At 46.8% G+C, this 17,790-nt stretch carries 17 protein-coding genes and 1 pseudogene; 6 read left to right on the forward strand and 12 right to left on the reverse strand.

Annotation, left to right across the window (positions count from 1 at the left end):
* Nucleotides 1–7: 7 nt before the first annotated feature.
* A complete protein-coding gene (locus BQ1619_RS07985) occupies nt 8–832 on the forward strand; it encodes an exodeoxyribonuclease III (RefSeq protein WP_114663332.1) in 825 nt (274 codons plus the stop codon).
* Here the strand turns inward: BQ1619_RS07985 and BQ1619_RS07990 are convergent.
* The 12 genes and pseudogenes from BQ1619_RS07990 to gatC all read right to left on the reverse strand — a co-directional run bounded on the left by BQ1619_RS07990 (nt 808) and on the right by gatC (nt 12,143).
* Nucleotides 808–2,139, reverse strand: coding sequence for an AmpG family muropeptide MFS transporter (locus BQ1619_RS07990; RefSeq protein WP_415066280.1), 1,332 nt, complete (start codon nt 2,137–2,139; stop codon nt 808–810). The genes BQ1619_RS07985 and BQ1619_RS07990 overlap by 25 nt on opposite strands.
* Before the next feature lie 3 nt (nt 2,140–2,142).
* Nucleotides 2,143–2,733: a methionine biosynthesis protein MetW gene (gene metW / locus BQ1619_RS07995; protein WP_114663336.1), complete on the reverse strand. Its 591-nt coding sequence runs from the start codon at nt 2,731–2,733 to the stop codon at nt 2,143–2,145.
* Nucleotides 2,730–3,869 carry a homoserine O-succinyltransferase MetX gene (metX, locus tag BQ1619_RS08000; protein ID WP_114663338.1) on the reverse strand — a complete coding sequence of 380 codons (1,140 nt, stop codon included), beginning with the start codon at nt 3,867–3,869 and terminating at the stop codon, nt 2,730–2,732. The genes metW and metX overlap by 4 nt, the downstream gene beginning before the upstream one ends.
* Complete coding sequence (slmA, locus tag BQ1619_RS08005; RefSeq protein ID WP_231968602.1) at nt 3,866–4,516, reverse strand: nucleoid occlusion factor SlmA; 651 nt, start codon at nt 4,514–4,516, stop codon at nt 3,866–3,868. Before slmA ends, metX begins: the two co-directional genes overlap by 4 nt.
* A 10-nt stretch (nt 4,517–4,526) precedes the next feature.
* Nucleotides 4,527–5,429 (reverse strand): acetylglutamate kinase, encoded by a 903-nt coding sequence (argB, locus tag BQ1619_RS08010; protein ID WP_114663341.1) that lies wholly within the window; start codon nt 5,427–5,429, stop codon nt 4,527–4,529.
* Nucleotides 5,430–5,441: 12 nt separating this feature from the next.
* Entirely contained in the window at nt 5,442–5,819 is a 378-nt protein-coding gene (dksA, locus tag BQ1619_RS08015) for an RNA polymerase-binding protein DksA (protein ID WP_071466393.1), read from the reverse strand.
* 233 nt (nt 5,820–6,052) lie between these two features.
* A pseudogene (locus BQ1619_RS08020) lies at nt 6,053–7,109 on the reverse strand (CobW family GTP-binding protein).
* 69 nt (nt 7,110–7,178) lie between these two features.
* Nucleotides 7,179–8,180, reverse strand: a complete 1,002-nt coding sequence (locus tag BQ1619_RS08025) for a tyrosine recombinase XerC (protein WP_114663343.1) — start codon at nt 8,178–8,180, stop codon at nt 7,179–7,181.
* Nucleotides 8,161–8,832, reverse strand: a complete 672-nt coding sequence (locus BQ1619_RS08030; RefSeq protein WP_114663346.1) for a DUF484 family protein — start codon at nt 8,830–8,832, stop codon at nt 8,161–8,163. Before BQ1619_RS08030 ends, BQ1619_RS08025 begins: the two co-directional genes overlap by 20 nt.
* A gap of 34 nt (nt 8,833–8,866) precedes the next feature.
* Complete coding sequence (gatB, locus tag BQ1619_RS08035) at nt 8,867–10,336, reverse strand: Asp-tRNA(Asn)/Glu-tRNA(Gln) amidotransferase subunit GatB (protein WP_114663589.1); 1,470 nt, start codon at nt 10,334–10,336, stop codon at nt 8,867–8,869.
* Nucleotides 10,336–11,853 carry an Asp-tRNA(Asn)/Glu-tRNA(Gln) amidotransferase subunit GatA gene (gene gatA / locus BQ1619_RS08040; RefSeq protein WP_114663348.1) on the reverse strand — a complete coding sequence of 506 codons (1,518 nt, stop codon included), beginning with the start codon at nt 11,851–11,853 and terminating at the stop codon, nt 10,336–10,338. The genes gatB and gatA overlap by 1 nt, the downstream gene beginning before the upstream one ends.
* Nucleotides 11,850–12,143 carry an Asp-tRNA(Asn)/Glu-tRNA(Gln) amidotransferase subunit GatC gene (gene gatC, locus BQ1619_RS08045; protein WP_114663350.1) on the reverse strand — a complete coding sequence of 98 codons (294 nt, stop codon included), beginning with the start codon at nt 12,141–12,143 and terminating at the stop codon, nt 11,850–11,852. Before gatC ends, gatA begins: the two co-directional genes overlap by 4 nt.
* Before the next feature lie 61 nt (nt 12,144–12,204).
* Here gatC and BQ1619_RS08050 point away from each other — a divergent pair, with 61 nt between their 5' ends.
* The 5 genes from BQ1619_RS08050 (at nt 12,205) to rodA (ending at nt 17,776) form a co-directional block, all read left to right on the forward strand.
* Complete coding sequence (locus tag BQ1619_RS08050) at nt 12,205–13,248, forward strand: rod shape-determining protein (protein ID WP_114663352.1); 1,044 nt, start codon at nt 12,205–12,207, stop codon at nt 13,246–13,248.
* A 24-nt stretch (nt 13,249–13,272) separates the two neighbouring features.
* Nucleotides 13,273–14,136: a rod shape-determining protein MreC gene (mreC, locus tag BQ1619_RS08055; RefSeq protein WP_231968603.1), complete on the forward strand. Its 864-nt coding sequence runs from the start codon at nt 13,273–13,275 to the stop codon at nt 14,134–14,136.
* A gap of 66 nt (nt 14,137–14,202) precedes the next feature.
* Nucleotides 14,203–14,727 (forward strand): rod shape-determining protein MreD, encoded by a 525-nt coding sequence (gene mreD, locus BQ1619_RS08060; RefSeq protein ID WP_114663353.1) that lies wholly within the window; start codon nt 14,203–14,205, stop codon nt 14,725–14,727.
* An 8-nt stretch (nt 14,728–14,735) separates the two neighbouring features.
* Nucleotides 14,736–16,643 (forward strand): penicillin-binding protein 2, encoded by a 1,908-nt coding sequence (mrdA, locus tag BQ1619_RS08065; protein WP_114663354.1) that lies wholly within the window; start codon nt 14,736–14,738, stop codon nt 16,641–16,643.
* On the forward strand, nt 16,625–17,776 hold the full coding sequence (gene rodA, locus BQ1619_RS08070) for a rod shape-determining protein RodA (protein ID WP_114663355.1): 1,152 nt from the start codon (nt 16,625–16,627) through the stop codon (nt 17,774–17,776). The genes mrdA and rodA overlap by 19 nt, the downstream gene beginning before the upstream one ends.
* Nucleotides 17,777–17,790 lie beyond the last annotated feature (14 nt).

A 17,790-nucleotide genomic window follows, 5' to 3' on the forward strand; every position in this document is an offset into this window, starting at 1 on the left:
GGCCTACATGTTACGCATCATTTCAGCGAACCTCAACGGCATTCGATCCGCAGTCAAAAAAGGCTTTTTGCCATGGGCAATCAAGCAAAAAGCTGATTTTATTTGCCTACAAGAATTTAAGGCGCAACGCGACGATCTCGAAGATACCATTCTGAATCCAAACGGCATGCACGGATTTTTCCATGATGCTGAGAAAAAAGGATACAGTGGTTGCGGTATTTATACCCCTCACAAACCTGAAGAAGTCCTCTATGGATATGGCAATCCCGAGTTTGATGCTGAAGGTCGATATGTCGAGGCTCGCTTCAAAGAACTCTCCATCATTTCTGTTTATATGCCCTCAGGCTCAAGCTCGCCAGAGCGCCAAGAGGCCAAATACCGCTACCTCGATAGCTTTCTACCACACCTCGTCAACCTCAAAAAATCGGGCCGTGAAATCGTATTGTGCGGCGACGTCAATATCGCTCATCATGAAATCGATCTTAAGAACTGGAAGGGTAATATTAAAAATTCTGGGTTTCTGTCTAAAGAACGAGCATGGCTTACCAATCTTTTTGACAATGTAGGCTACGTAGACGTTTATCGCAAACTCGAGCCTAAGGCTAGTGAGTCTTGTTATACGTGGTGGAGCAATCGTGGGCAAGCGTATGCAAAAAATGTGGGGTGGCGCATTGACTACCAGATCGCAACACCAGGCATCGCTGCTAACGCAAAAAAAGCTACTGTATATAAAGACGAAAAATTTTCAGACCACGCGCCGCTTACGATCGATTACGACTGGAAACTTAAACATCTATCCCAAAGAAATTATTCATCTTCTTTTTTGATCTGAACAATCTTGAAATGCATTGTTACCCAAATCAACAAAAGAACTGGGGCACCAATAACAGCTGTGCCATAGAAAAAAGCTTGATACCCAAAGTGATCAACAAATACACCCGAAAATCCTGCGAGCCACTTGGACAATAACAACATCATGGAGCTAAATAGAGCGTATTGAGTAGCCGAATATCGAATATTTGTGAGCGCCGATAGGAACGCTATAAATGCTGCACTAGCAATCCCTGAGCTCAAGTTATCCGCCGATATTACCCAAATCAAGCCCTGCAGATCATGGCCTTGGTTTGCCAACCACGCAAACAATACATTGCTCACGGCGGATAACACTGCGCCTAAAAATAAAATGCGCAAGACCCCAAAACGCAATGTCAGCACGCCACCAACAAATGCGCCGACCAAAGTCATCACAACCCCAAATCCTTTGCTTACTGCAGCCACCTCATTTTTGGTGTAACCCATATCGACGTAGAACGGATTGGCCATGATTCCCATTACAACATCGCTAATGCGATAGATAGCAATCAACGCCAGTATCAAAACAGCATGCCAACGATATCGAGTGATAAATTCCGCAAAGGGCTCAATTAGAGTTTGATAGAGCCAATCTTTGGCATTGCAAGCTTGCGGTAGGGCATACGCTGCGGGCTCGGCACTAAGTAGGGCGGTTAAAACCCCAACGCCAATGGAGGCGGCCATACAAAGGTAAGCGAACTGCCATGCAGCGGCATCATAGCCACTGCCGATCTCCGCCCTTGCAGCAAGCCATAAAACTCCTGCTCCAGCCCAAATCAAAGCTAATCGATAACCCGTTTGGTAAGTCGCTGCTAGGGCCGCTTGATGATCGCTATTCGCAGATTCAATTCGGAATGCATCTAGGGCTATATCTTGAGTTGCAGAACCAAACGCAACCAAGAGTGCGCACCAAACCATAGGATTGAGTGCAACTTTGGGATCCAATGTCGACATCCCCAGAAGACCCAAAATAATGAGTGCTTGCGCAAAAATCAGCCAACTTCTTCTACGACCGAATAATTTTGTAAGCACTGGAATTTGCAGGCGATCTACTAAAGGCGCCCAGACCCACTTAAATGCGTATATCAAGCCAACCCATGTGAGATACCCGATCGTGCTGCGATCGATACCGGCCTCACGCAACCAAAAACTGAGTGTTCCCAAAATGAGAAGTAATGGCAAGCCCGCGGAATACCCTAAAAAGAGCATTCTTAGACAAGGCCATTCGAGGTATACCCGAAAGTCTTTTAGCCAAGATTGAACTGCAGTGAACACCGGAGTATTGATTTTCTAGGCTCGGCGAACGCGAAACAATGCCAAACTTCCGAATAAATTTGGCAGCAATGCCACCTGTCGACCATCATGCAATATGCATTGATCAATCTCTTGTAGCCCAAGGCGAGAGGCAAGCTTCTCAAAATCTGCCACTGTTAATACGAGCACATTCGGCGTGTTGTACCACTGATATGGCAGACTCTTCGACACAGGCATGCGTCCCAACGCAACTGCCAAGCGGTGGGACCAATGGCCAAAATTTGGGAACGATACGATGGACTCTTTGCCAATACGCACCACTTCACGCAAGATCTTCTCAGTCTGATGAATTGTTTGCACGGTTTGCGAGAGAACAACGGTGTCAAAACTATTGACCTCAAATAATGCTAAACCGCCTTCTAAGTCTTGCTGGATAACGTTCAAACCTTTTTGAACGCATGACAAAGCTCGAGCATCATCAATCTCTACACCATAGGCGTGGACTGGTTTTTGCTTTTGTAAAAACTCCAAAAAGCTACCGTCACCACAACCAAGATCGAGCACCTGACTATTGGGCGCAATCCAATTTGCAATCGCAGCAAAGTCAGCGCGTTTATTCATCATCATACCTGAACCTCACGCATCTGCTTAAAGTACGCTCTAACTAAATTGTGATATCGAACGTCATCCAATAAAAAAGCATCGTGGCCATGAGGCGCATCAATCTCTGCATAGGTCACCTCACTCTTGTTGCTCAAAAGCGCTTGCGCGATCTCACGGCTTCGATTCGGCGGGAAGCGCCAGTCCGCAGAAAAACTCACGACTAAGAACTTTGCCTGTACCTCAGCTAAGGCACGGTTCAAGCTACCATCGCAACGCCGGGCTGGATCAAAATAATCTAGAGCGCGAGTGATCAACAGGTACGTATTCGCATCAAAGTACGTTGAGAATTTGTCACCTTGATGGCGCAAATAGCTCTCTACCTCAAACTCCACGTCAAAGCTAAAACTGTAGTCATTTGACTCTCCATTTGGACGCTGTAATTCACGCCAAAACTTCTCTGCCATATCATCATCAGATAAGTAGGTAATGTGCCCAACCATGCGGGCCAATCGCAAAGCGCGCTTTGGAACAACAGCATGCTCGTAGTAGTTACCGCCATGAAAATCGGGGTCAGACAAAATAGCGTTGCGCGCAACTTCATTGAACGCAATATTTTGCGCGCTTAATTTAGGAGTATAGGCAATCACTACACAATGCTCTAAACGCTTCGGGAACTGAATTGCCCAAGCCATTGCCTGCATTCCACCCAAACTTCCACCCATCACTGCTGCAAACTTCCGAATGCCTAACTTGTCATCTAGGCGAGCTTGAGTATTGACCCAATCCTCTACAGTCACAACCGGAAAATCAGCGCCGTACGGCTTACCAGTGGCAGGGTTGATACTCATGGGGCCAGTAGAACCAAAGCAAGAGCCTAAGTTATTAACGCCGATGACAAAAAAATGATCGGTATCTGCTGGCTTACCAGGACCAATCATGTTGTCCAACCAGCCAATATCTTCTGGGTCTTCTGGGCTTGAGCCAGCGACATGATGTGACGCATTTAGGGCATGACAAACCAAAACGGCATTGCTCTTATCGGCATTCAATTTGCCGTACGTTTCAATTACTAAGTTATAGCCAGATAATATTGCGCCGCTCTGTAAAGGCAGAGGCTCGGCAAAATGAATCGTGTTTCTAGAGAAGTGTAGCTCGCTCATTCTGACAAGAGCAAACGCAGACTGACATCGGAAGCATCCGTTGGCAACTTCTTAAAACCACTACGAGCAAAACGATGCCAGCGACCCAGCACAAAGCTCATCAACATTGCAGCACGAATACCAACCTCTTCTTGACCCAGCTTAGACCAAGTGCCACCCTGGGTTTGGGCGATACGCAAAGCCTGTTTTAGAGAAACTTCCACACGATCGAGCACTTGAGTAATGCGTTCTTGCAAGCGGTCATCCTCTTGCAATAAGGCATCGCCCAGTAGCACACGGGTCATGCCAGGATTCTTTTCTGCAAAAAACAATAGCATTTGGAGAATGCCGCGCGCTTGCGCCAGGCCAGACTCTTTTTTTTGGTTGATTTGATTAATTAATCCAAAAACCGTTTGTTCGATAAACGAAATTAAGCCCCAGAACATCTGCGCCTTACTCGCAAAATGTCGGTACAAAGCCGCTTCAGAAACATCAATTTTGGCCGCCAATGCAGCTGTAGTGGCACGCCCCCCCTTTAGGGTTTTGCAACATTTCTGCAAGTACTTGCAAAATCTGCAGGGGCGCTCTCCGGGGCAAGGGCGCTTGCATGCCTTACCAGCGTCAGCACTGCTGCTGTCGATATCTGCTGGCTCTATAGATTCACGCATAGCTCTCTTCTTATCTCGACCGAATCATCGTGCCGAATGCTTGCTCGGTCAAAATTTCTAGCAACAAAGAGTGTTCGATGCGGCCATCAATAATATGCACAGAATTGACACCACTCTTTGCAGCATCTAAGGCTGAAGAAATCTTGGGCAACATACCGCCAGCAATCGTGCCGTCTGCAAATAATGCATCAATTTCACGAGCAGTTAAATCGGTGAGCAATTTACCGTCTTTGTCCATCACTCCCGGAGTGTTAGTCATCATGACCAACTTTTCTGCATGCAGAATTTCAGCCATCTTGCCAGCAACTAAATCAGCATTAATGTTGTAAGCCTGACCCTCTTTGCTAAAACCGATTGGGGAAATTACTGGAATAAACGCGTCGTCCTGCAATGCTTCTACAACCGCCGGATTGATTGCCTCGATTTCACCAACAAAGCCGATGTCCACCTTTTCGCCTGGCGCAGTATCGCTAGGAATCATCATTTTCTTAGCGTGGATCAAACCCCCGTCCTTGCCAGTCAATCCTACCGCCTGGCCGCCAAAGTGATTAATGAGCATCACAATATCTTGCTGCACTTCACCGCCAAGAACCCACTCAACCACTTCCATGGTCTCTTCATCGGTGACGCGCATGCCCTGAATAAATGTTTTAGTCTTACCAATCTTTTTCAGTGCTTCATCAATTTGCGGTCCGCCACCATGAACCACCACTGGATTCATGCCAACCAACTTCAACAAAATCACATCGCGTGCGAAGCTCTCTTTGAGACGTTCCTCAACCATGGCATTGCCACCGTACTTAATTACGATAGTTTTGCCGTGATAGGCACGAATATAGGGTAGAGCTTCAGCAAGAATCTCCGCCTTCAACAAAGGCGAGATATCACCAAGAGTAGGCAAATGCTTGGTCATTACAGATTCGCTTTATTCGCCGAATAGTTTTTGACGAAGTTCGCGGCGCTCTTGTGCCTCAAGAGATAAATTGGCTGTAGGCCTTGCAATTAAACGGTTTAAGCCGATTGGCTCTCCGGTTTCTTCGCACCAACCGTAATCACCAGACTCGATGCGGCCCAGTGCTTGCTCCACTTTCTTCAATAACTTGCGTTCACGATCGCGCGTACGCAATTCCAATGCGTGCTCTTCTTCAATGGTTGCGCGATCCGCTGGATCTGGAACCAAAATATTTTCACGTAGATGCTCTGTTGTCTCAGAAGCGTTCTTCAGAATGTCTTCTTTGAGGGTTAGTAATTTTTGACGGAAAAAATCCAGCTGTGCAGCATTCATGTAGTCCTTGTCAGACATCTTGAGCAATTCAGCTTCAGTCAAAGGCGCGCCTTTAACCGCTTTCGTGCTTGCCGCCTTGCTGCTCGCTTTTGATGTGCTTGCAGGTTTTGTTGCTGTTTTTACCGTCATCTCGTTCTTTCCTGAATTGGAAGCATTAATGCCTCATTCTGCCAAACTTTTGTTGCCTAAGAATCAATATTTTTCCGTATTAAACATTCTTGACCGTGGCGGCGGATTGTACCCGAATCCGCCTAGACCAAATATCCCTCTAGCCCAGCCAGCAACGTATCTTTCGGCAAATCAATGCCAATAAAGACCATACGGGTTTGCTTGGGCTCTGTGCCCCATGGACCAGCTAAATCGCTCCCCATCATCTGGTGGACACCCTGAAACACCACTTTTCGGCTGGCTCCCTTCACATAAAGCACGCCCTTGTAGCGCAGCATCTTTTCCACAAATACCTCAAAATGCCCCCCAAAAAATCTTCGAGCTTTTTATGATCAAAGGGTTTATCACTACGAAAAACGAATGACTGAATGCGATCGGTATGTCCTGCATGACCATGATGATGGTCGTGGCTATGATCATGCCCGCATGTGCTGTGATCGTGATCATGAGGGTGGTCATGGCCGCAATGTGCGTGGTCATGATCCTCGTGCTCCAGGAAATGGGGATCAATATCCAACTTTGCATTGAGATTAAAACCCTTCAGGTCCAAGACCGCATTTAATGGCACTACCCCTTTTGAAATCGCGCTAATTGGCGCTCGTAGATTCATGTGCATCAAACGATGACGCGGCGCCTCTACTTCTGCAGGCGATACTAAATCGTTTTAGTAATAAATATCTGATCCGCAAAGCCCACTTGGCGCTGGGCCTCTTCATGTTCATTCAGTTGTTGTTGACCATGCTTAGCATCCACCAATGTCACCACAGCATCCAATACATAGTGATCCGCAACTTCATCATCCATAAAGAAGGTTTGCGCTACCGGCCCTGGATTGGCGACACCCGTGGTTTCGATGACTACGCGGTCAAAGTGAATCTTTTTATCCTTACGCTGCTCCCACTAAGCGCTTAATGCTTCTACAAGGTCGCCACGAATCGCGCAGCAGATGCAGCCTACTCATTTGGACGATATTTTCTTCATGGTTCTGAACCAGAATATCGTTATCAATATTTTCCTCACCGAATTCGCTTTCGATGACTGCAATTTTCTTACCGTGATCCTCAGTAAGAATGTGCTTTAACAGGGTGGTCTTTCCACTCCCCAAAAGGCCCGTCATATGGTTACCGGAATTAATGCCATGAATGATCCAATCGATTTCTTTAGATGATGCATTTCCCAACTAGGAACCCTACTATCTTACCGAGTTCCTCAGCCTTTGCCAGCCTTCGCACGGGGATGCGCTTTATCGTATGCCTGAGCAAGATGCTGAAAGTCAAGCGAGGTATAAATCTGGGTACTAGCGATACTGGCGTGCCCCAACATCTCCTGCACAGCACGCAAATCTTGCGAAGACTGCAGTACATGACTCGCAAAACTATGGCGCATCATGTGGGGATGCACATGTGTTGGCAACCCCGCACGAATGGCTAGGGTGCGCAAACGTGCCTGTACAGTGCGCGGCGATAATCTCTTGCCGCTGGCAGATAAAAATAGAGCAAGCGATTGATTGGGGTGCGCACCAGAGCCCCGAATTTCACGCCAGGTAAGCAGCGATTTCATCGCAGGGGCGCCAACTGGAACTGAACGTCTTTTTCCACCCTTACCCAATACGGTCACTTCAGCGGCATCCCAATCAAGCCAGCCAGCAGACTCTTGCTGGCGATCTTTACTTTGCATTACACCAATCCCCAGCAGTTCAGATAAACGCAAACCCGAGGAATACAACAAGTCAATAATGGCAGCATCTCGAATCGACTCTAGGTCTTTTTTCTCCTCCGCCTCTTTAACGGCTTGATTAACCAAGGCTAGCGCCTGCTCCACCGATAGCGCCTTTGGCAAGGACTTAAGACGCTTGGGAGCCTTGACATCATCCACCGGATTGGCAATTAAGTTGCTAGCAACTTTACCAACTCGTACATCACGACGAGCATCTTTTTCTGTTATCCAGTCATACCAACCACGCCATGCTGAGAGTGCTCTCGCAATGCTTCTAGACGATTTTTCTTTGGAGTGTAAGCGACCAGCCCATCGACGCACATGTGCATTACTAACTTTTAATAAATCTACCGAATCTTCTGCTGCAAAACCTTGAAGATCGCTTAAATCCATCCCATATGCCTTAAGCGTATGCTTCGACAGTTGCCGCAGTACATGAAGCTCATGCAAGTACTCTTGCATGAGTGGATGAAGTTCAGTCGACTTTAACTTCATAAGCTTGGATGCGATCCAAGGCTGCGGCAGTAAGCTCTGCAATTTGACGCAAATAAAATGCGCCCATGTCTGCCATAAAACGCGTTTCGTCTTTGCTTGCCAGCAGTACGGCAAGGTGACTGTTGATGCCCATGCTCTTTCCTAGAGGCAAGCCAATGGCTACCATGCTCTGCCACCCGGGAGAAATAGCTACTTGGGTAACAAGCAGGTCTGTGCTCGCCGCTGCCAACTCTTTTGCCGAGCCACATAATGGCGTATCAACCCAAGGACTAAATGCCGAATTGGGTGACAGCAATTTTGCGGCCTCCACCTCAAACACTTCTGCCAATCCAGTAATAATGGCGGCCTCGACATCCGCTTTTGTATTCGCTTTCATCAAGCGCAATAACCACGCAACCAAGCTTTGCTGAGTTTTATCATTGCGGCTACCAAAATGCAGCATCTCACTTAAACGGCGATTGAGCTCTTGATTTTGAGTTCGTAATACCGTCATTTGACGTTCTTGCAATGAGATGGCGCGATCTTCATGAGGGTGTTTAATCCGAATCTCATTAAAGAGATTGGCATAGCACTCAAAGAATCCAGGAGTGGCTCGCAACCATTCTGCGACCAATTCTTCTTGTTCTGCCTGCTTTGGATCAATTGCACTCATCGATTTCTCTTTCAAATACTGCCAATCATTGTTCTTAACTTAATTTATTGCGCAACAACTCATTTACTTGCCCAGGATTTGCCTTGCCCTGGGAAGCCTTCATAATTTGACCAACTAACGCATTAAAGGCCTTCTCTTTTCCAGAGCGGAACTCTTCTACAGACTTCTGGTTAGCCACCAACACTTGATCGATGATGGCTTCAAGCGCTCCGCTATCGCTAATTTGTTTAAGGCCTTTAGCATCAATGATTTGATCAACCGAGCTAATCCCTTTGCCAGAAACTGCCTCTTCCCAAAGGATTGCAAAAATATCTTTGGCAATCTTGTTTGAGATAGTTTCATCCGCAACGCGCGTAAGTAGGGGCGCTAAATGTTCCGCTTTTAATGGCGCATTTGCTGTAGCGATTCCCGCACGATTTAAAGAAGAAGCAAATTCACCGGCAATCAGATTTGCCGCCGCTTTTGCCAATGGTTTACCAACAATAGCTAATAGATCTTCAAATACTTTTGCGGTATCACGATCTTGGGTAAGTAACTGAACATCGTAGGCACTCAATCCATATTCACTTTGCCACTGCTCACGAAGCTGCGCAGGCAATGCTGGCGTGCTACTGCGCACTTGATTAATCCAAGCTTCATTGATGACTACCGGCAATAAGTCTGGGTCAGGGAAATACCGATAATCATTTGCATCTTCTTTGCTACGCATACTGCGCGTTTCGCCACGGTCAGGATCGTAGAGTCGCGTTTCTTGAACCACTGTTCCGCCATCCTCAATCAATTCAATCTGACGACGCACTTCATATTGAATAGCCTCCTCAAGAAAGCGGAAAGAGTTTAGATTCTTAATCTCACAACGAGTGCCAAATTCTGCCTGCCCTTGCGGACGCACCGATACGTTGGCGTCGCAACGGAAAGAGCCTTCCTGCATATTGCCATCACACACGCCCAACCACACTACCAGGTTATGCAGCGCCTTAGCGTAGGCAACAGCCTCAGCAGCGCTGCGCATGACTGGCTCAGTAACAATCTCCAAAAGTGGAGTACCTGCACGATTTAGATCAATGCCGCTAGAGGGCTCACCATAGGGACCAATAAAGCCCTCCTCATGAACCGATTTACCAGCATCTTCTTCCATATGCGCACGGGTTAATTCAACGGTCTTAACCTCATCGCCAACCAGAATGTAGATTTTTCCGCCCGCCACTACGGGAATTTCAAATTGACTGATTTGATATCCCTTTGGTAGATCGGGATAGAAATAATTCTTGCGCGCAAAAATACTTGTAGGTGGAATAGTCGCGCCCACTGCCAATCCAAAACGAATCGCATGCTCTACTGCTTGACGATTTAATACTGGCAATACTCCTGGCAACGCTAAATCAACTGCACAAGCTTGCGTATTAGGTTCTGCGCCAAAACGGGTGCTAGCACCACTAAAAATTTTGGATTGCGTTTGTAGTTGTGCATGGGTCTCAAGACCAATAACGACTTCCCACTGCATCATGCCACCTCGCTTGCTTGACGTAAATGCCAATCAGTAGACTGCTGATATTGATGGGCTACTTGTAATAGGCGCGCTTCAGAAAAATAATTTCCAATTAATTGCATGCCAATTGGCAAATTATTCGCATTAAATCCGCAAGGGGCGCTCATTGCTGGCAAGCCTGCCAAATTGGTTGAGAGCGTATAAATATCCTCTAAATACATTTGCACAGGATCGTTTGATTTTTCACCTAAGCGCCAAGCCACATCTGGCGCTACAGACCCAAGGATGACATCACATTCTTTAAATGCCGCCTGAAAATCCGAAGCAATAATGCGTCGGATTTTTTGTGCTTGCAAATAGTAAGCGTCATAGTAACCGTGACAAAGAACGTAAGTGCCTATCAAAATACGCCGCCTGACTTCTGCACCAAAACCTTCGGTTCGAGATCTTTGATACATATCGCCTAAGTCTTTGTAGTTGCTTGCACGATGGCCATAACGCACACCATCGAAACGACTCAAATTGCTTGATGCTTCCGCAGGAGCTAAAACGTAATAAACCGGAATGGAGAGTTTCGTTTTAGGAAGACTAACGTCAACCAGCTTAGCCCCTAAGCTTTCTAAAATTTTGGCAGCTTCATTAACTGATTTAGCAACATCACTCGCCAAACTCTCTGCAAAGAATTCTTTTGGCAATCCAATACGCAATCCCTCTAATGGCTTCGCAGAATTTGCATTGCTATCTTGCCAAGGTTGATTGAGGTAACGACCATAGTCCTCACCAGCGTCTGCCAGCGAGGTGGAATCTTTTGGATCATGTGATGACATTGCCGAAAGCAATAACGCGCAATCCTCAGCCGTCTTGCCCATGGGGCCAGCCTGATCCAAAGAAGAAGCATAGGCAATCATCCCGTAGCGGGAAACGCGCCCGTAAGTAGGCTTAATCCCCGTTAATCCACAAAATGCGGCAGGCTGACGAATTGAGCCGCCCGTATCGGTCCCAGTGGCAATCGGAGCTAAGCCTGCTGCAACTGCAGCCGCAGATCCGCCAGAGGACCCCCCAGCCACGTGAGCAGCATTCCAGGGATTGAGAACCGGTCCATAGGCTGAATTTTCATTGGATGAGCCCATCGCAAACTCGTCCATATTGGTTTTACCCAAGCAAACCATGCCTGCACCATGGGGGTTACCTTCACCCGGAATTCCGAGGTTGGCAACCACGGTGGCATCAAAAGGACTTTGATAGTTGGCCAAAATCTTGGAGGCTGCAGTGGACTTCCAGCCACGGGTCACGAATACATCTTTGTGCGCAATCGGAATCCCCGTCAATTTGCCGGCATTTCCAGAAGAAATTAATGAATCTGCTTTATCTGCTTGCTCTAAGCTTAAGTGAGCATTCACATCTATAAACGCATTCCACCGTTTTCCAGTCTCAATGCGCTCTAAAAAGTGCTGTGTAAGCTCCTTACTGGAAACCTTTTTTTCAGCTAAAGCTTTCGCCATCAAGGCAATTGGGGTGTTGTGCCAACTCATTCAATCACCTTTGGAACCAAGAAATAGCCATCCTGTTGAGCGGGGGCAGATTGCATATTTTGAGCACGGTCATCAGATTCGGTGACGTGATCGGCGCGCAAAGGTTGGGCCAGTTCACGTAAAAATAAAATGGGGTGGGCGAGTGGCTCTAGCCCGATTGTATCGACAGCCTGCATTTCTTCCACAAGGGAAAAAACCGCCTGTAGTTGGGGCAAAACTGCCTCGGCTTCTGCCTGACTTAACTCAAGCCTGGAAAGGTGCGCAATGCGCTGGACATCATTAAGTTTCATGGAGCGCTAGAGTATCATTCTCATATATTTTCATTAACACTTTCTATTTTCCCACTACAGCATGTTTGGTTTTTTCCGTAGCTTCTTTTCCAATGACCTAGCCATCGACCTAGGAACCGCGAACACCTTAATTTATATGCGTGAGCGGGGCATTGTCCTTGATGAGCCATCGGTTGTGGCAATTCGCCAAGAAGGCGGTCCAAACGGCAAAAAGACCATTTTGGCAATTGGAAAAGAAGCAAAAGCAATGTTGGGACGCGTTCCCGGCAATATTGAGGCCATTCGCCCCATGAAAGATGGTGTTATTGCTGATTTCACCATCACCGAGCAAATGCTCAAGCAATTTATCAAGTTGGTACATGAAAGCAAATTATTAAAGTTTAGTCTGCGCATCATCATTTGCGTTCCCTGCGGATCTACTCAAGTTGAACGTCGCGCGATTCGCGAGTCTGCTTTGGGTGCTGGTGCTTCACAAGTCTTTTTGATTGAGGAGCCTATGGCTGCTGCAATTGGTTCTGGACTACCAGTTTCCGAAGCGGCGGGTTCAATGGTAGTTGATATCGGTGGTGGCACAACCGAAGTTGGCGTGATGTCATTGGGTGGCATGGTCTACAAAGGATCAGTACGCGTTGGTGGTGATAAGTTTGATGAAGCGATCACCAATTACATCCGTCGCAACTACGGGATGTTGATTGGCGAACAAACTGCTGAGCTCATTAAGAAGACTATTGGCTCCGCCTTCCCAGGCACTGAGGTGCGTGAGATGGAAGTAAAGGGTCGCAATCTTTCAGAAGGTATTCCACGTAGTTTCACTGTTACCAGCAATGAAATTCTTGAGGCACTAACAGATCCATTGAATCAAATCGTGACTGCAGTTAAGGCGGCGCTTGAACAAATTCCACCTGAGCTCGCATCAGATATTGCCGAGTGCGGCATGATGCTGACAGGCGGTGGCGCCTTATTGCGTGACCTTGATCGCCTGTTGTTAGAAGAAACCGGTTTGCCAATTCATGTTGCAGAAGACCCATTAACTTGCGTAGCACGTGGTTGTGGTATTGCACTTGAGCGCATGGACAAGTTAGGCGGAGTGTTCTCGCACGAATAAGCGACTTACACGTCGAACAGGGAATTGCAACATAGCGCTCCACCACTTTTCAGACAGGGCATTCCGGCTCTACTTAAACTGATTGTCTGTCTGTCGATCAGCATCGCTCTGATGCTGATCGATTTTCGTTTTAAAGCACTCGACCCGATTCGCAGCAACGTCAATTGGATTTTGCGTCCACTCGAATACGTGATGATGGCGCCACGTAATGCATTCGAAGCGCTCTCGGAATATTTCACAACTCGCGCAAGCCTTGATCAAGAAAATCAAGTAATGAAAGTTCGCCAAGCAGAGCTCTCGTTGCTTGCAAATCAGTCCGAGTTCTTAATGGTTGAAAACCAAAACCTTCGCGAATTAATGGCGCTTCAAAAACAGGTGCCATTCAAAACATTGCCTGTTGAAATTCTGTTCAACCCACCTAACCCCATTTCACAGCGGATTGTGATTAACCGTGGCAGCAATGATGGCTTAAAACTTGGCAATCCGATTGCTAATGGTGCTGGCATTCTTGGTCAAGTCGTCAGACTTTACGAGCGTTCTGCAGAGGTCTCCCTGCTCGAGGATCGGGATTTTTCCGTCCCCGTCCAAGTGGCTCGAAATGGCCTCCGCGCCGCGGTTTTTGGGGCGGGGCGCGGAAACCCTCTGGAATTACGTTATTTGCCGGTAGCAAGCGATCTTGAGGTAGGTGATATTTTGCTGACCTCTGGAATTGACGGGGTGTATCCACCGGGTTTTGCAGTGGCTGTTATCAGCAAAATTGAGCGAAACACGGATAAAAATTCATCCAATGTATTTTGCGTACCTGTTGCCGCAGTCAATCGTTACCGACAAGCGCTTGCCTTGTTATATGACCCACAATTTGACGCCAAGGCTCCGAACCTTGAATAACAAATCCTCTAACGGCACTTCATCAACAAACACACCTAGTCGTCAAACGCGTGCGCGAGGAATGCAATGATCGACTTTCAGAGCGGTTACATTCTTAGACCGGTCAATCCCGTTTTTATTTATTTCAGCCTGTTTTGCGCGCTGTTATTAAATTTATTACCAATTGGCAATTATGGTTGGGTGCCTGACTGGTTGATTGTTTGCATCGTCTTTTGGAATATTCACCAGCACCGTTATGTGGGCGTGATCTGGGCATTTATTCTGGGATTAATGATGGATGTACATAATTCTGATTTATTGGGTTTACATGCATTTAGCTATTCTTTAGTTGCTTACATTGCTATTTCTTGGCATCGTCGCATCATTGCGCTCAGCGTTCTCTCCCAAGCCTTACATCTTCTCCCCATTTTTTTACTGGTCTCACTTTTTCCAGCCTTAGTTCACTGGGCATTAAGCGGGGAGCTTTATTGGTGGGCCTTGACAGGCTCCATCCAGGCTGTAATTGAAGCGATGCTTTGGCCGATTTCCACTCGAATTTTGCTTGCTCCACAGCGTCGCCCAATCGACGTTGATCACAATCGTCCACTTTAAGAAGCTGCATGGTTTCTTTTAAAAAGCCTGATCTCGATTCATTTCAAGAACGCATTCATATTGCGACTTTATTTGTTGCGTTTTGCTTTTTATTGTTAGTCGCTCGCTTGGTATGGTTGCAGTTAATCAGTCATAGTAAGTACGCTTTATTAGCAGAGAGCAATCGCATCGCATTGGTACCTGCACCAGCAAATCGTGGCCTCATCATCGATCGCAACGGGATTGCGATTGGTCGAAATTACTCTGCTCTCACCTTAGATGTCAATGCCGAAGAAGTAAACGGCAATGTAGACCAGCTCATCAGCGACCTTTCTGAAATCATCGATATTTCTCCGAGGGATAAACGTAATTTCAAGCGATCCCTTGAAGATTCTCGCAATATGGGCACTTTCCCCCTGCGCTCGATGCTCAATGAGGCAGAAACCGCCCGTTTCATAGCCAATCGTTACCGGTTTCCAGGGGTCGAGATCCGCGCCAGAAGCTTTAGAGAGTGCCCCTACAACGAGTTGGCATCGCATTTAATAGGGTATATCGGTCGCGTTTCCCAGCGGGATAAAGAGCGGATGCAATCCGAAATTGAGAACTCGAGATCGGACGACCCCGATGCATTGCAGGCCTCTTTTTTACCTGGCATTCAATATGTCGGAAAAATTGGCTTAGAGCAGAGTTATGAGAATGTATTGCGCGGAGTGCCGGGCTACGATCAAGTAGAAATTACTGCTGGCGGTAAACCAGTGCGTACTCTCTCTAGCTCGCCATCGATCCCTGGTAAAAATATTGTTCTCTCTGTTGATATCAAGTTGCAGTATTTAGTTGAGCAACTTTATGGAAATTTTCGCGGGGCTTTTGTGGCGATTGAGCCAGAAACTGGGGACATTTTGGCGTTTGTCTCTAAACCCAATTTCAATCCCAATGATTTTGTTGAGGGCATAGATTCGGTAACGTGGAAAGAGCTGAACGACTCACCGCAAAAGCCTCTCTATAACCGTCCCCTCAAAGGTATTTATCCTCCGGGCTCAACCTATAAACCGTTCATGGCGCTGGCCGCACTAGAAAATAAAAAGCGCACGCCCTCACAAACCATATCTGATCCTGGCTACTTCGATTTTGGTAGCCATACCTTCCGCGATGACAAAAAGGGTGGTCATGGGATTGTCGATATGCAAAAGTCGATCGTTGAATCATGCGACACCTACTACTACATGCTTGCTCGTGACATGGGCGTAAACATGATGCATGACTTTATGAAGCCATTTGGTTTTGGTCAAATCACTGGCATTGATTTGCAAGGCGAAGCTAGGGGGGTTTTGCCATCGACTGAGTGGAAAAAAAATACCTTCAAGAAACCTGAACAACAAAAATGGTATGAAAGCGAAACAATTTCTCTCGGCATTGGTCAAGGCTACAACGCATTTACCATTTTGCAGTTGTCACATGCTATGGCCAACCTAGCCAATAATGGCGTGGTGATGAAACCTCACTTAGTTAAGGCAATTGAAGATCCTTTTACTCGCAATAGAGTACTGACCACCCCTAAGGAAAGTTATCGCATAGATCTAAGCCAAGAGAATATCGACATTATTAAAAAGGCTATGGTTGAAGTCAATATTTCTGGAACATCGGCCGCAGCATTTAAAGGTGCCGGATACGTTGCCGGCGGCAAGACTGGAACAGCACAAGTGTTTAGCTTGAACTCCAAGGAATACAAACATGGGGCGACGGCAGAATTTTTGCGCGACCACGCGCTCTACATTGCATTTGCGCCTGTAGAGAAACCAACCATCGTGATTGCGATGGTGGTGGAGAACGCGGGTTTTGGTGCGCAGTATGCTGCGCCAATTGCGCGCAAAGCACTCGACTACTATGTCGAGGGCAAGTGGCCCAAGGAGATTCCTGAATGGAAAAGAGTCCCTTAAATAAAATCCAAACACTTTTTTTTAGTTTTTTCTCTGGTTTAGATCGCCAGCTAGGCCTGATTCTGCTTGGCTTGGCGGCTGCGGGGTTTTTTACTTTTATTTCGGCAAGCCAAAATACGCTTGTACAAATCGCCGATGAATTACGCAACCTCGCACTCTCTGTTGTAGTGATGTGGCTAGTCTCTCGTATTCCACCAAAGTGGTTAGAGATGGGTGCGGTTTGGATTTATGGGCTTGGCGTTTTGCTATTAGTTGTGGTGGCAGTATTTGGTTTAATTAGAAAAGGTGCGCGTCGCTGGCTCAATATTGGTGTTGTAATACAACCATCTGAAATCATGAAGATTGCGATGCCACTCATGCTGGCATGGTATTTTCAAAAGCGGGAAGGCATTCAAAAAACTTGGGACTATGCTGTCGCAGGAATTATTTTGGCTATTCCTGTTTTCTTAATAGCCCGCCAACCCGATCTTGGAACAGCTTTATTGGTATTTGCAGCGGGCCTATACGTCATTATCTTGGCGGGATTACCCTGGAAATGGATCTTACCTTTCGTGGGCATTGGTGCGATCGGTATTTTGCTCATCATTATTTTTGGTAGCGCCATCTGCGCTCACGATGTAGCTTGGCCATTTGTACATAATTACCAAAAGCATCGCGTCTGCACACTACTTGACCCGAGCAGCGATCCGTTAGGCAAAGGTTTTCATACGATTCAGTCTATGATTGCAATCGGCTCTGGTGGCTTTTTCGGTAAGGGCTGGTTTCAAGGAACACAAGCCCACCTGGAATTTATTCCAGAAAAACATACTGACTTTGTGTTTGCAGTCTTCTCAGAAGAATTTGGATTGCTTGGTAATTTCATTTTGCTAGCGCTGTTCTTTGCATTAATTAAACGCGGTCTTGCAATCTCCGCTAGCGCGCCAAATTTATTTACTCGCTTATTGGGCGCTGCTGTCACCCTAATATTTTTTACTTATGCATTTGTAAACATTGGAATGGTTAGCGGATTGCTACCGGTTGTTGGCGTGCCATTACCGTTTATTAGTTATGGTGGCACGGCTCTAGTAACCCTAGGATTTGGAGCGGGAATTTTAATGAGCATTCATCGTCATCGTAGATTGGTGCAGAGTTAGGTCAAAAAACACTC

This window comes from Polynucleobacter necessarius (assembly GCF_900095195.1).
In the GTDB taxonomy this organism is placed as follows: Bacteria; Pseudomonadota; Gammaproteobacteria; order Burkholderiales; family Burkholderiaceae; genus Polynucleobacter; species Polynucleobacter necessarius_G.

Bases quoted from the DNA above. Each gene is read 5' to 3' on its own strand.
- BQ1619_RS07985 (WP_114663332.1), top strand. From the start codon at position 8: ATGTTACGCATCATTTCAGCGAACCTCAACGGCATTCGATCCGCAGTC.
- metW (WP_114663336.1), bottom strand. From the start codon at position 2,733: ATGATGATGAATAAACGCGCTGACTTTGCTGCGATTGCAAATTGGATT.
- metX (WP_114663338.1), bottom strand. From the start codon at position 3,869: ATGAGCGAGCTACACTTCTCTAGAAACACGATTCATTTTGCCGAGCCT.
- slmA (WP_231968602.1), bottom strand. From the start codon at position 4,516: ATGCGTGAATCTATAGAGCCAGCAGATATCGACAGCAGCAGTGCTGAC.
- argB (WP_114663341.1), bottom strand. From the start codon at position 5,429: ATGACCAAGCATTTGCCTACTCTTGGTGATATCTCGCCTTTGTTGAAG.
- dksA (WP_071466393.1), bottom strand. From the start codon at position 5,819: ATGTCTGACAAGGACTACATGAATGCTGCACAGCTGGATTTTTTCCGT.
- BQ1619_RS08025 (WP_114663343.1), bottom strand. From the start codon at position 8,180: ATGAAGTTAAAGTCGACTGAACTTCATCCACTCATGCAAGAGTACTTG.
- BQ1619_RS08030 (WP_114663346.1), bottom strand. From the start codon at position 8,832: ATGAGTGCAATTGATCCAAAGCAGGCAGAACAAGAAGAATTGGTCGCA.
- gatB (WP_114663589.1), bottom strand. From the start codon at position 10,336: ATGCAGTGGGAAGTCGTTATTGGTCTTGAGACCCATGCACAACTACAA.
- gatA (WP_114663348.1), bottom strand. From the start codon at position 11,853: ATGAGTTGGCACAACACCCCAATTGCCTTGATGGCGAAAGCTTTAGCT.
- gatC (WP_114663350.1), bottom strand. From the start codon at position 12,143: ATGAAACTTAATGATGTCCAGCGCATTGCGCACCTTTCCAGGCTTGAG.
- BQ1619_RS08050 (WP_114663352.1), top strand. From the start codon at position 12,205: ATGTTTGGTTTTTTCCGTAGCTTCTTTTCCAATGACCTAGCCATCGAC.
- mreD (WP_114663353.1), top strand. From the start codon at position 14,203: ATGATCGACTTTCAGAGCGGTTACATTCTTAGACCGGTCAATCCCGTT.
- mrdA (WP_114663354.1), top strand. From the start codon at position 14,736: ATGGTTTCTTTTAAAAAGCCTGATCTCGATTCATTTCAAGAACGCATT.
- rodA (WP_114663355.1), top strand. From the start codon at position 16,625: ATGGAAAAGAGTCCCTTAAATAAAATCCAAACACTTTTTTTTAGTTTT.